This is a genomic window from Xanthomonas sp. NCPPB 3442 (genome assembly GCF_056725145.1).
Genome location: NZ_CM161514.1, coordinates 1,193,165 through 1,206,672 on the forward strand (window position 1 = coordinate 1,193,165; position 13,508 = coordinate 1,206,672).

Genomic DNA, 13,508 nt, shown 5'->3' on the forward strand with positions numbered 1-13,508 from the left:
CACAGGGGCGCTTAACGCGCCACTAACGAACCCTGGAGAGATTGATGAACCTTCGCACCTCCGCAGTGCGGCTGGGCCTGTTGCCCGCCGGTATTGCGATCGCGTTGACGCCGGCTTTTGCCGCCGCACAAGAGTCGACCACCACGCTTGACCGTATCGAGATCACCGGCTCGCGCATCCGCAGCGCCGACGTCGAAACGCAGCAGCCGATTTTGACCCTTGATCGTCAAGCGCTGGAAAAGCAGGGCCTGACGTCTGTTGCCGATGTGCTGCAGAACCTGACCTCCGCCGGCTCCCCGGCCATCTCGCGCGCCGACGCGCTGTCGTCCGGCGAAGACGTTGGCGGTTACTACGTCGACCTGCGCAACCTCGGCGCGCAGCGTACGTTGGTGCTGGTGAACGGTAAGCGTCTGGGTGCGTCGACCTCCGGTCTGCAGGATCTCAGCCAGATTCCGATGTCGGCAATCGAGCGTATTGAAGTGCTGAAGGACGGCGCCTCGTCCATCTACGGCTCCGACGCGATCGCCGGTGTGGTCAACGTCATCACGCGTAAGCGTTTCGACGGCGCTGAAGCCAGCGTGCAGTTCGGCCAGTTCGGCCAGGGCGACGGCGACACCACGCAGTACTCCTTCACTGTTGGCTCGCAGGGCGAGCGCGGTGGCGTGACGCTGTCTGCCGAATATTCCAAGCAGGACCCGGTGTTCGCCAAGAACCGCTGGTTCAGCCGCGATGGTTCGCGCGGTCCCAACTCGACCCCCAACAGCTGGAGCCCCATCAGCCAGAACGGTTCGTGGTGCAATCCGCTGCAGGTGGACTGCGATGATCCGGACACCGCGGTGTGGCAGACGCTCAATGCCGGCGGCAACCCGAACAACCCGGCCGACTATCACCCGATCACGCCGGCCGAGTACGCCAACTCGAACCAGCAGATGATGGTGCAGACCGGTATCGAGCGGAAGTCGGTATTTGCAAACGTCAACTACGACGTTGCCGATGCCATCACCTTCAACGCCGATATTGCCTACAACGAGCGCACGACCGACGGGCAGATCGCGGGCTACCCGTATCAGTCCGGTTCCTTCGGCACTCCGCTGGAAGGCAGCAGCGCGTTCAATCCGATCGGCCAGGATGTCGACTTCCGTCGTCGTCTTTGGGAAGTGCCGCGCGCCAGCGAAAACCAGCTCAAGACCCTGCGCTTCGCGCCGACCTTGAGTGGCTACTTCGACATCGGCGGCAAGACCTGGGATTGGGATGTGGGTGCGTTGTGGAACCGCAACGAGAACACCAAGCGTAGCCGTGGCGACATGAGCCTCATCGCGTCGCGTCAGGCACTGGGCCCGTCCTTCATCAACGGCCAGGGCGTTGCGCAGTGCGGTACCGCTGCAGATCCGATCTCGCTGTCGGCCTGCCGTCCGTGGAATCCGCTGCTGCCGTACAACGTTGCAGGTCAGGGCTCGCTTGCCGACCCGGCGCTGCAGGAATTCCTGTTCCCGACCTTCACCGATACCGGTCTGACCAAGACCACCAGCTTCACCGCAAACCTGTCCGGTTCGGTGGTTGAGCTGCCGGCTGGCGATCTGGGCGTTGCGGTGGGCTACGAACACCGTAAGGAAGAAGGTCGCTTCTCTCCGGATGCGTTTGCGCAGTCGGGCGAAAGCACCGGTCTGGGTGCCAAGACCACGCAGGGCCAGTACTCGCTGGACGAGGTCTACCTCGAATTGAATGTTCCGCTCCTGAGCGATGTCGCCTTCGCCAAGGAACTGACCTTCAACGCTGCAACGCGTTACTCGGACTACAGCAACTTCGGTAACACGCTGAACTCGAAGTTCGGCCTGACCTGGCGTCCGCTGGAAGACCTGCTGGTGCGTGCGACGTATGCGGAAGGTTTCCGTGCGCCCACCATCAGCGACCTGTACGGCGGCCTGAGCAGCAGCTTCGAGGATTACATCGATCCTTGCGGCGTCGGCGCCCCCAACAGCGTCAACGGCAACGCGGCCTGCACCAACGCTGGTGTGCCGCTGGGCTACACCCAGCTCGGCCAGGGCTTCGTGCCTTGCACGACCTATCCGTGCCAGACGCCTGATGAATTCATCAGCGGCGCCAACCCGAACCTGAAGCCGGAAACCTCCACGAGCAAGACCGCCGGTCTGGTCTGGAGCCCGCGTTGGGTGCAGGGTCTGGACATCTCGCTGGATTGGTACCGCTACGAGATCAACGACATGATCATCGCCGATAGCGTCGACCGCATCCTGCGCGACTGCTATGTGCTCGGCGACGCTGAACGTTGCGCCAATGTCACACGTGCAGCCGATGGTCACATCTCGGCGATGAGCTACGGCGTGGCCAACCTCGGTCAGATGGAAACCGAAGGCTACGACCTGGGTGTGAAGTACCGCCTGCCGGAAACGGCCATCGGTTCCTTCACCTTCGACTGGCAGACCAGCTACGTCAGCAAGTACGACGAAGCCGGCCAGGACAGCGCAGGCAACGCCATCATGATTGGCCGTGTCGGCGAGCCGGGCATCTTCCGCGTGCGTTCGAACGTTGGCGTGAACTGGTCGCTGGGTGATTTCGGCGTCAACTACACCCTGCGTTACTACTCGGGCATGAAGGAAAGCTGCATCACGCTGGCCGAAGGCTATTGCGATGCGCCGGACCATATCGCCAACGGCGAGTCCGACCCGCTGCGTCACACCGGCGCCAACACCTTCCACGACCTGCAGGTCAACTGGAAGGCGCCGTGGGACGCCACGATCGCACTCGGCGCGAACAATGTGTTCGATCACCGCGGTCCGCTGCAGTACTCGGCACCGAACAGCAGCTTTGCCTACTACGGCGGCTTCGAAATCGGTCGTTTCATGTACATGAAGTACACCCAGCGCTTCTGATCCATCGACGCGCGTAGTAAATGAAAGACGGGCCGCAAGGCCCGTCTTTTTTTATGCAGTGCCCTGTTGCGATGAGGCAATGCGCATGCGGCGCGTGATTTAGATGCGAAGTCATCGCTGCGCGACTCAAGCGGTGCGGCAGTTCCGCGAAAAACGCGCGCAGGATGTGGAAGTTGCTCAGCGACTCCGCTCGCAAAGAACTGCAGTCTTTCTTCTCGGGCAGCTTCCACAGCGCTTGAGCGCATCGTCTGCCTGTAGTGCGGTGCGCTTGGGGTGAGTGCCGTGACACATCGCCCAGACCAAGGCTTGCAACGCGCGGCCCTGGCGCAACGGCCCCAGGCAGGGCGGTCGAAGAAACGGCATAAAAAAACGCGGCCTTGGCCGCGCTTCTTTCGGGATGCCGCAAGCGAGTGACTTACGCCTCGGCAAGCCCCAGCAACGTATCGGCCTGTTCGCGCCAGCTCGGCAGGCGGGCGATGACGCCGACCTTGGTCAGGTACTCTTCGTCCACGCTTTCGCCGCTGGCCAATGCCGTGGCGACATGCACTGCGCCGGTGACCCAGAAGCTGCGCATGCTGGAACGCAGCGGATGGCGATGGAAGGCCACCGCTTCGATGATGGGCATCGGCAAGCCCCACAGGCCGAGCAGGTAGGCGCCGGCTTCGGTGTGACCCAGGCGTTCGTCGCCACCTTCGGCCGGCGCCTCGCGCTCGTCGCGTACGCCCGGCAGCAGCAAGCCGATGTCGGCCAGCAGTGCGGCGGTGGAACCGAGTTCTGCGCTGGTCGGCGGAAGCACCTTGGCCGCCAGGCGCGAAGAGAGCAGGGCGCGGCGCTGCATCGCGTTGCGCTCGGCCGGCGTGAGCGTCTGGACCGAAAACACTTCGCTGGCCAGCACCAGGTCGCGCAGCGTCGCCACGCCCAGGCGGGTCACCGCCGTGCGCAGGTCGGTGATGCTGCGGCCACCGGAAAAGAACGCCGAATTGCACAATTGCAGCACTTTCGCCGCGATCGCCGGGTCGCCGGCGATCAGCTTGGCGATATCGGCCGCGTCGGCGCCGTCGTCCTCTTCCAGCGCATGCATCAGGCTCAGGTACAAATGCGGGGGCGAGGGCAGCTTTTCGATCCGCCCGATCGCCGCGCGCAGGCGAGGATTGCTGAGCAGCTCGCGCAGTTCCTCCAGGCTGGTGACCGCCTCGAGCAGCACTTCGGGCGCCAGCGGCATCGGCAAGAAGCGATGCGCCACGCCGATGATGCGGGCCGGCGGCGTGCGCTGGCCGCCTTGCGCATCGATCAACGCAATACGAATGGTGTCCGGGCGCAGCGTGCGGATTTGCCCCAGCAAGGTGGCGGCAGTCAGGTCCGGCAGGACCGGGGCAACGATGACGGCGTCGAATGGCGACAGCGCGGCAGCTTCGATCGCCGAATTGCCATCGGCCACCTGCTGCGCCTGCCACTGGTCGCCCAGGTCGGCGACGTAGTCGACAAGGTCGGACGGAAGACTGGCTTCGTCCCCAACAAACAGAATACGCAAGACACTTCCCCAGAAGTCACCGGTGACAGACACCGGCCAAACGCTTTCGGCAATGTACCCAATCTGCCGACTGCGGTCACCGGGATCACGCCAGAAGCGTGATCCCGATCGCCCCTACACGCAGGGCAGCATCACGATCGATGGATCAGGGTGCGTCGGAATTGTAGCGTTCCACCGACTCGGTCAGGATGCGCTTGGCCTCGGCCGCGCCGCCCCAGCCGTCCAACTTGACCCACTTGCCCTTCTCCAAGTCCTTGTAATGCTCGAAGAAGTGGCCGATACGTTCCATCCAGTGGCTGGACACCTGGTTGATGTCTTCGATGTGCGCGTAACCGGAGAAGATCTTCTCGATCGGCACAGCCAGGATCTTTTCGTCGCTGCCGGCCTCGTCGCTCATGCGCAGCACGCCCACCGGACGGCAGCGCACCACCGAACCCGGCACCAATGGCAACGGCAGCACCACCAGCACGTCGGCCGGGTCGCCATCGCCGCACAGGGTGTTGGGCACGTAGCCATAGTTGCAGGGATACCGCATCGGGGTCGACAGGATGCGGTCGACGAAGATCGCCCCGCTGGCCTTGTCGACTTCGTACTTGACCGGCTCCGAATCCTTGGGGATCTCGATGACGACGTTGATTTCTTCCGGCAGATTCTTGCCAGAGGTGACCAGTTCAAGGCCCATGCGGGTAGCTCCGAGGCGTCAGCAGTGTGTGGAGCGCGATTCTACGCGTTCGGCTGTTGCGCTGCAGCGACACTGAATGGGCAATGTCCTGACCGCTGCGTGCGGCATAGCCCGCGTTCATCGCGGGTGGCTGCCTGATCGTTGCGGCCCGGCCGGAGGCGCACGCTGCAGGCTCATCCACCGCATAGGAATTGCCCATGTCCAGGCTTGCGCGTTTGCTGGTTCTCCTGCTGCTGTCCCTTACCGCCCAGTTCGCTGCCGCCGCGACGCCTCCGCCCACCTTCGTGGATGCGGTGGACTGGCCCGCCAATGGCGAGGGCTGGGAGGCGTTCATCGATCTGGAGCAGCGGCTGGACCGCGATTTCGACAATATCTGCGGCGACACCTTTTGTGGCGGCGACTTCAGCGACTACCAGCCGCTGCGCTTCCGCTGCTCGGTGCATCGCGTCACCGGGGTGGTGCGGAGCTGCATCTGGACCTTCGGCGCCAGTGAGGTCAGCGTCGACCCGCGTAGCGGTTACTTGCGGTCGGACAGCCGGGTGTGGCGCTGCACGGCACCGTTGAAGGCCGGTACCCGCCTGGATGAGATGTATCGCACGCTTGCGGTGGCCAATCCGCTGTTCAAGCCACTGCCGGGCGGCGCACCGCCGATCTATGACGGCCTGATCGGCTGCCTGTGATCGTAGGCCGGGCGGGACGGGGCTTGCCGGCACAGGCCAGCCCCTTCTGCCTGATGGCGCCATCTTCGTAGCGACGATGGGGGCCGCCAGCGGGCCCCGGCGCGATGCCGGTCCTGAGCTGGTCAGCGCAGATGGCCGGGTCCGACCGCACCTTTATTGGCCCGGTCCCTATGCCCCAGCGTCGCCGCTTTCCGCAGTGACCGGTTCGGACTTGCCGCGACGCGTTCGGTCGGTCGGCTGCTTCCCGACCTCATGACCGCAGGTCACGTGCCCTGCGGTCATCGCAGCGTTACAGCAGGGGCACGAGCAACAAGGCCACGATGTTGATGATCTTGATCAGCGGGTTGATCGCCGGCCCCGCGGTGTCCTTGTACGGATCACCGACCGTGTCGCCGGTGATCGCAGCCTTGTGCGCCTCGCTGCCTTTCCCGCCGAAGTGGCCGTCCTCGATGTATTTCTTGGCGTTGTCCCACGCGCCGCCGCCAGTGGTCATCGAAATCGCCAGGAACAAACCAGTGACAATCGTGCCGATCAACAAGCCCCCCAGTGCACGCGGACCCAGTAGCAACCCGACAATGATCGGAACCACCACCGGCAGCAGCGAAGGCACGATCATTTCGCCAATCGCCGAGCGGGTCAGCATGTCGACGGCGCGGTCGTACTGCGGCTTGGCGGTACCGGCCATGATGCCGGGAAGTTCGCGGAACTGGCGGCGCACCTCTTCCACCACGGCGCCCGCGGCGCGGCCGACCGCTTCCATCGCCATCGCGCCGAAGAGATAGGGAATCAGCCCGCCAATCAGCAGCCCGATGATCACCGTGTGGTCGGATAGATCGAAGGCGTACACCTGGTCGGGATTGGCCGCCTGCAGGTTGTGCGTGTAGTCGGCAAACAGCACCAGCGCCGCCAGCGCCGCCGATCCGATCGCGTAGCCCTTGGTCACTGCCTTGGTGGTGTTGCCCACCGCGTCCAGCGGGTCGGTAATGTTGCGGACCTCGGGAGGGAGCTCGGCCATCTCGGCGATGCCGCCGGCGTTATCGGTAATCGGTCCATACGCATCCAGCGCAACGATCATGCCGGCCATCGACAGCATGGCCGTTGCTGCAATCGCAATGCCGTACAAGCCGCCGAAGTGAAACGCACCCCAGATTGCTGCGCAGACCGCGATCACCGGCAGCGCGGTAGATTTCATCGAAATACCGAGCCCTGCGATGATGTTGGTGCCGTGCCCCGTGGTACTGGCCGATGCAACATGCTGCACCGGGGTGTACTGCGTGCCGGTGTAATACTCGGTAATCCACACGATCAGGCCGGTGAGCACCAGGCCGATCAGTGCGCAGGCGTACAACGCCGCGGCGCCGTGGGTGTTGTCGCGCATCAGCGATTGGGTGATGGGCCAGTAAGCCAACGCCGCCAGCACGCCCGACACGATCACGCCTTTGTAAAGCGCACCCATGATCGAACCGCCACCTTTGACCTTGACGAAGGCCGCGCCCACGATCGAAGCGATGATCGATACTCCGCCGAGCACCAACGGATAGAGCACGGCATACGGACCAGTTTCGGCCAGCGTCAGACTGCCGAGCAGCATCGTGGCGATCACGGTGACTGCGTAGGTTTCGAACAGATCGGCGGCCATGCCGGCACAGTCGCCCACATTGTCGCCGACATTGTCCGCAATCACTGCCGGATTGCGTGGATCGTCCTCGGGAATGCCGGCCTCGACCTTGCCGACGAGATCGGCGCCCACATCTGCGCCCTTGGTGAAAATTCCGCCACCCAGGCGCGCAAAGATCGAGATCAACGACGACCCGAATGCCAAGCCCACCAAGGCATGCAGGTTCTGCTCCAGTGGCAGCCCCATACCCTGCAGCACAGCAAAGTAGCCGGCCACGCCGAGCAGCCCGAGGCCGACCACCAGCATGCCGGTGATCGCGCCGCCGCGGAACGCCACATCCATCGCCCTGCCGATGCCATGCCGCGCCGCCTCGGCGGTGCGGACATTGGCGCGCACCGAGACGTTCATGCCGATATAGCCGGCTAACCCGGACAACACCGCACCCAGTGCAAACCCGATCGCGGTGTACCAACTCAGGAACAGCCCGACCAACACGAACAGCACTGCCCCAGCAACCGAAATGGTGAGGTATTGCCGGTTGAGATAGGCACGCGCGCCTTCCTGGATCGCGGCGGCGATCTCCTGCATGCGTGCATTGCCGCTCGGCTGCGCGACCACCCAGCGCGCCGACACGATTCCATAGACGATTGCCAAGACCGCACAACCCAGCGCAAGCCACAACCCATAGTGTTCCAGCATGACCCCTCCCAAGAGAATGGATGTCGTCCGGTCGGGACGAACCAAGGGCGATGCACACAACGAGTGGACTGACGAATACGGACTCGACGGCCGCCTGGGCCGTAATGCGCGTCGCGAATGTTCAGGTGGCCGGATCGCGACCGAGTATGCGCCGCGCCTTGCGTGGCGACCAGCGTTATGGCTTTGGCGCGTCGTTCAGTCGCGGCGTGACAGCCTGCGGCCAACGTGATTCGGTCGACCCAGGAGTGTCCATGTCCCACCATGCTGCGCAAAAATACGCCGCGATGCTCGCAACGCTGTTGCTGACCAGCCAAGCGTTTGCGGCCGATCCCACGCCCGAACTCAAGCCGCGCGCACCCGGCACCGCGCAAGCGGTCGGCGCCGTGCACACCTTGCGTCAGATCCCGGAAGCCTGCGCACGACTGGAAGGCGTGTTTACCGGAAATGCTGCACAGCCGTATACATTGTCGGTGGTCCGCAGCAGCCCCACCTGTCAACCACGCGCACGCTTCGTGGATTTCGCCAAGGCCGCACCCAGTGTCGCCTCGGGCTGGATCTTCAACGATGTGATCCGCGTGCCAAGCGCAGCCTGCCCGTCACAGCAAGCGGTCGTGCGCGTATGGCGCAAGCCGGTGGATGCCAAACCGCAGCTCGATGGACAGGGCCAGTCGCGCATCTATCTGGAAGACGCCAAGCAACAAGCCGCTGCCGGCAAGATCCCGCAGGTGCCCATGTTCGCTGCGCAGATGACGGTGGAAGGCAAGGCGTGTCAGTAAGTCGAGATTTGCTCTTCATCCGTAACGACGAACCCCGGCCAGGCCGGGGTTCGCTTTCAGTGCATGCACAGGTGGATCAGTTACTTCGACAATTGCCTAGACAACGCGCTTTCATGATCCTCTCGAAATGACACACGCCCCCAGCGCCACCTTTCGTTAGGGCGCAAGCCACGCGCGTAAGTGCCCGATTTGCTGCACCTCAGTGGAGAGTTGATCATCGCTGTGCATCCCACGCGGCTTCGATCTCACCCTTCCCAAGCCGGCAACTTCTTCGCCACCGCGACATTCTTCAAACTCACATACTTCGGCAAGCCATCGCTGCCGTAGGCCAGCGGCGCTTCGCCCTTGATCAACGGGGCGAAATAGCGGCGGGCGCGTTCGGTGATGCCGAAGCCGTCCTTGCGCAGGAAGCTGGGCGGCATCTTCTTTTCGTGATTGGCCACCTTGTGCAGGGGCGCAGGCACGATCTTCCAGCGGTATGGTTCGTCGCTGACGCGTTCGATCACCGGGATCACCGCGTTCATGCCCTTGATCGCGTACTGCACGGCGGCCTTGCCGACTGCTTGCGCCTGTTCCCAGTCCGTCTTCGATGCCAGATGGCGCGCGGAGCGCTGCAGGTAATCGGGTAGCGTCCAGTGCACCTTGTAGCCAAGCTCCTGCTTGACCTGTGCGGCCAGGAACGAGGCCACGCCGCCGAGCTGTGCATGGCCGAACGAGTCGGTCGCGCCGCCGGCATCGGCGACGAACTTGCCGTGTGCGTCCTGGATGCCCTCGCTGGCCACCACCACGCACCAGCCCACCTTGTCCACCACCTGTTTCACCTTGGCCAGGAATGCAGCCTGGTCGTAGGCGCGTTCGGGCAGCAGGATGATCTGCGGGGCGTCGTCCGGGTCTTGCCCGGCCAGGCCTGCCGCTGCGGCCAGCCAGCCGGCATGGCGGCCCATCGCCTCATAGATGAAGACCTTGGTGGAGGTGTCGGCCATGGCAGCGACATCCAGTGCGGCCTCGCGTACCGAGACGGCGGTGTACTTGGCCGCCGAGCCGAAGCCGGGGCAGGTGTCGGTCACTGCCAGATCGTTGTCGATGGTCTTTGGCACGCCGATGCAGTGCAGCGGGTACCCATAGGCCTTTGCGAGCTGCGAGACCTTCCACGCGGTGTCGGCCGAGTCGTTGCCGCCGTTGTAGAGGAACCAGCGGACGTCGTGCGCGCGCAGCACGTCGAGCAGGCGCTCGTACTTGGCGCTGTCTTCTTCCAGCGATTTGAGCTTGTAGCGGCACGAGCCGAATGCACCGCCGGGCGTCTGCGCCAGGGCGGCAATGGCGGCGGCGGACTCTTTGGAGGTGTCGATCAACTCCTCGCGCAAGGCGCCCAGGATGCCGTTGCGTGCGGCCAGCACCTTGATCTTGCGTGCGCGCGCTTCGGCGATGACGCCGGCTGCAGTGGCGTTGATGACGGCGGTGACGCCGCCGGATTGGGCATAGAGCAGGTTGCCAGTGGTCATAGGGGGACAGACTCCTCACATGGGGACATGGCGCAGGGGACAGTGCCGGGACATTCCCCGGATGCGGTAAGCTGCACGACCATACGGTCCAGCGCCGGCGAAGACGTGAGTCTAACGCCGCCCACCGCAACGCGTTTTTATTCGAAAGTGGAGTCCACTGATGCGATTGGTTCTATTGGGACCGCCCGGTTCGGGCAAGGGCACCCAGGCGACACGTCTCAAAGACACGTTTGATATTCCGCACATTTCCACCGGCGACCTGTTGCGCGCCGAAGTGGCCGCTGGCTCGCCGCTGGGGTTGAAGGCCAAGGAAGTGATGGCACGCGGGGACCTGGTGTCCGACGACATCCTGCTCGGCATGCTGGAGGCGCGCCTCGGCCAGGCCGATGTGGCCAAGGGTTTCATCCTGGACGGCTACCCGCGCAACGTGGCCCAGGCCAATGCGCTGGACGAGCTGCTCGGCAAGATCGGCCAGCCGCTGGATGCCGTGGTGCAGCTGGATGTGGCCAGCGAATTGCTGGTCGAGCGCATCGCCGGTCGTGCCAAGGCCGAAGGCCGCGAAGACGACAACCCCGAATCGGTGCGCAAGCGGCTGCAGGTCTATACCGATTCCACCGCACCGGTCATCGGCTTCTACGAGCAGCGCGGCAAGTTGGCGCGCGTGGACGGCGTGGGTTCGCTGGACGAAGTGCTGGAACGCATCAGCAAGGCGCTCGGCCGCTGAGTCGGCAATGGGCCGGGCGCAAGGCCCGGCCGCAGGCGCGGCGTCTGGTCGCGCCGTGTTCTCGCCGTGATCGCCCGGGCAGTGGTGCCAAAAGAAAAACCCCGGACGTACAAGACGCCCGGGGCAGAATAACGCCAGTAGTAGGCTTGCTCAGAGCCCCAACAGCATGAGCTCCCTGGGGATTTGGCCTCTTGGGGAGTAGGACCAAAGGGATGCTGCGACTGGCGTTCAGCATAGTGAGGGATGTGACCGGGTTCGCACATCGGGAAATTCCCGACAGTACGGTAGGAAATCCCCGACACTTGGGCCTGCGTTGGAATGGAATGTCCGGCAACTGCGGCGATCGGCGACAATGGGCGGCATGAGCAAACTCCACATTCTCGGCATCGCCGGAACTTTCATGGGCGGTGTGGCCGCCCTGGCGCGTGAGCTGGGCTGGCAGGTGGAAGGCAGCGACCAGGCCATTTATCCGCCGATGTCCACACAGCTGGAAACGCTGGGCATTGCGTTGGCGCAGGGCTATGCGCCGTCCAATATTTCGCCGGATGCGACCGACGTGGTTGTCGGTAATGCGCTTTCGCGCGGCAATCCGGCGGTGGAGGCGGTGCTGGATGCCGGCCGCCGGTATACCTCCGGCGCGCAATGGCTGGCCGAGCACGTATTGCCCGGCCGCGACACGCTGGCCGTGGCCGGCACCCACGGCAAGACCACCACCACCACCATCCTGAGCTACCTGCTGGAGGCGGCCGGGCGGGCGCCCGGGTTTCTGATCGGTGGTGTGGCCGAAGATTTCGGCGTGTCGGCACGACTGGGCCAGGGGCGCGAATTCGTGGTGGAAGCCGATGAATACGACACCGCGTTTTTCGACAAGCGCAGCAAGTTCGTGCACTACCGGCCGTTGGTGGCGATCCTCAATAACCTGGAATACGACCACGCCGACATCTTCCCGGACGTGGCGGCCATCCAGCGCCAGTTCCACCACCTGGTGCGCACGGTGCCCGCGCGCGGTCGCCTGATCGTCAACGGCGAAGACGCGCACCTGGCCGAGGTGCTGGCGATGGGATGCTGGACGCCGGTGGAGCGGTTCGGGTTCGATGCGTCGCTGGACTGGAGCGCGCGGTTGATCGCGGCCGATGGCAGCGCGTTTACGGTGCTGCACCGTGGCGTGGAAATTGGCCAGGTGCAGTGGCCCCTGGTTGGGCGGCATAACGTCCTGAACGGGTTGGCGGCGCTGGCAGCAGTACAGGCGGTAGGCGTGGATCCGGCGACGGTGATGCCGGCATTGGCACAGTTCCAGAGCGTCAAGCGGCGGCTGGAAGTCATCGGTAGCGCGCGCGCGATCACCGTGTACGACGACTTTGCGCACCATCCCACCGCCATCGCGACGACGTTGCAGGGTCTGCGTGCGAAGGTCGGTGCGGCGCGTGTTGTGGTGGCAATGGAGCCGCGCAGCAATTCGATGCGGCTGGGCGCGCATGCCCAGGCGCTGGCGCCGTCGTTGCACGATGCCGATGCAGTGGTGTTTCTGCATCGGCCGGAACTGGCCTGGGACGCGGCACCGATCATTGCGAAGGTGCGCGGCGAGGCGCGCGTGGTGCAGGACGTGGATGCCTTGCTGCGCGCGCTGGGCGAAATTGCCCGGCCCGGAGACCATGTGGTGTTCATGTCCAACGGTGGCTTCGACGGTGCGCCGCGTCGTTTCCTGGCGCAGTTGTCCTGATGGTGCCGATCCCCGCCACTGCAGACACCAGCGCGTTGCCGCTGTTCCCCTTGCACAGCGTGCTGTTGCCTGGCGCGGCGATGGGCTTGCGCGTGTTTGAACGCCGCTATCTGGATCTGGTACGCGAATGCGGCCGTAACGGCACCAGCTTCGGCGTGTGCCTGATCCTGGAAGGCAACGAAGTCGGCGTGCCGGCTACGCCGGCCGCGTTCGGTACCGAAGTACGCATCGAGGATTTCGATGTGGGCGCCGACGGCGTGCTGGTGCTGCGCTTGCGTGGCACGCGGCGTTTCCACGTACAGCGTTCGCGCATTCGCGACAACGGTCTGGTGGTGGGAGATGTCGCCTGGCGCGAACCGGATCCGGACGACGAATTGCGGCCCGAGCACGGCCTGCTGTCCACGGTGCTGGAGCGCATGCTGGAGCAGGTGGGTGGCGAATTTGCATCGGTGGGACCGGGGTTGATGGATCAGGCCGCCTGGGTTGGTTGGCGGTTGGCCGAGCTGCTGCCATTGACCGAGCAGCAGCGGCTCTCGCTGTTGCAGCAGGACGATCCGCATCGGCGGCTGGACCAATTGCTGGCCTGGATGCCCTAAGAGCGGCTGCTAACACGGCTGCGCCCGCCATATGGGTACGGGCTGCGCTCCGAACTTTCATGCGCCACGTGTGCACTGTGTTCCCGCACGCC

10 protein-coding genes are annotated in these 13,508 nt (G+C 64.4%); 6 read left to right on the top strand and 4 right to left on the bottom strand.

Going from position 1 to position 13,508, the window contains the following annotated elements:
* Positions 1 to 44: 44 nt before the first annotated feature.
* Positions 45 to 2,888 (top strand): TonB-dependent receptor plug domain-containing protein, encoded by a 2,844-nt coding sequence (locus AC1POX_RS05230; RefSeq protein ID WP_008573719.1) that lies wholly within the window; start codon positions 45 to 47, stop codon positions 2,886 to 2,888.
* Between the two features lie 415 nt (positions 2,889 to 3,303).
* Here AC1POX_RS05230 and AC1POX_RS05235 read toward each other — a convergent pair whose 3' ends face one another.
* The gene (locus AC1POX_RS05235; RefSeq protein ID WP_029820216.1) at positions 3,304 to 4,452 is read right to left on the bottom strand and encodes an HDOD domain-containing protein; all 1,149 of its coding nucleotides are present in this window, start codon (positions 4,450 to 4,452) and stop codon (positions 3,304 to 3,306) included.
* A gap of 112 nt (positions 4,453 to 4,564) precedes the next feature.
* Positions 4,565 to 5,101 (bottom strand): inorganic diphosphatase, encoded by a 537-nt coding sequence (gene ppa / locus AC1POX_RS05240; protein WP_005911986.1) that lies wholly within the window; start codon positions 5,099 to 5,101, stop codon positions 4,565 to 4,567.
* 197 nt (positions 5,102 to 5,298) lie between these two features.
* Between ppa and AC1POX_RS05245 the strand changes: the two genes are divergently transcribed.
* Positions 5,299 to 5,781, top strand: a complete 483-nt coding sequence (locus tag AC1POX_RS05245; protein WP_008573723.1) for a hypothetical protein — start codon at positions 5,299 to 5,301, stop codon at positions 5,779 to 5,781.
* Between the two features lie 289 nt (positions 5,782 to 6,070).
* Here AC1POX_RS05245 and AC1POX_RS05250 read toward each other — a convergent pair whose 3' ends face one another.
* Entirely contained in the window at positions 6,071 to 8,098 is a 2,028-nt protein-coding gene (locus tag AC1POX_RS05250; protein WP_011348510.1) for a sodium-translocating pyrophosphatase, read from the bottom strand.
* Positions 8,099 to 8,349: 251 nt separating this feature from the next.
* Here AC1POX_RS05250 and AC1POX_RS05255 point away from each other — a divergent pair, with 251 nt between their 5' ends.
* The gene (locus tag AC1POX_RS05255) at positions 8,350 to 8,874 is read left to right on the top strand and encodes a hypothetical protein (RefSeq protein WP_011348509.1); all 525 of its coding nucleotides are present in this window, start codon (positions 8,350 to 8,352) and stop codon (positions 8,872 to 8,874) included.
* Positions 8,875 to 9,119: 245 nt separating this feature from the next.
* Here AC1POX_RS05255 and AC1POX_RS05260 read toward each other — a convergent pair whose 3' ends face one another.
* A complete protein-coding gene (locus AC1POX_RS05260; protein ID WP_372356822.1) occupies positions 9,120 to 10,376 on the bottom strand; it encodes a 6-phosphofructokinase in 1,257 nt (418 codons plus the stop codon).
* Between the two features lie 160 nt (positions 10,377 to 10,536).
* On the opposite strand from AC1POX_RS05260, the gene AC1POX_RS05265 reads away from it, so the two are divergent.
* From AC1POX_RS05265 to AC1POX_RS05275, 3 genes are all read left to right on the top strand, one after another.
* Positions 10,537 to 11,100 (top strand): adenylate kinase, encoded by a 564-nt coding sequence (locus AC1POX_RS05265; protein WP_003483308.1) that lies wholly within the window; start codon positions 10,537 to 10,539, stop codon positions 11,098 to 11,100.
* 352 nt (positions 11,101 to 11,452) lie between these two features.
* A complete protein-coding gene (gene mpl, locus AC1POX_RS05270) occupies positions 11,453 to 12,820 on the top strand; it encodes a UDP-N-acetylmuramate:L-alanyl-gamma-D-glutamyl-meso-diaminopimelate ligase (protein ID WP_372356823.1) in 1,368 nt (455 codons plus the stop codon).
* Positions 12,820 to 13,416 (top strand): LON peptidase substrate-binding domain-containing protein, encoded by a 597-nt coding sequence (locus AC1POX_RS05275; RefSeq protein ID WP_008577875.1) that lies wholly within the window; start codon positions 12,820 to 12,822, stop codon positions 13,414 to 13,416. The genes mpl and AC1POX_RS05275 overlap by 1 nt, the downstream gene beginning before the upstream one ends.
* The last annotated feature ends 92 nt before the right edge of the window (positions 13,417 to 13,508 follow it).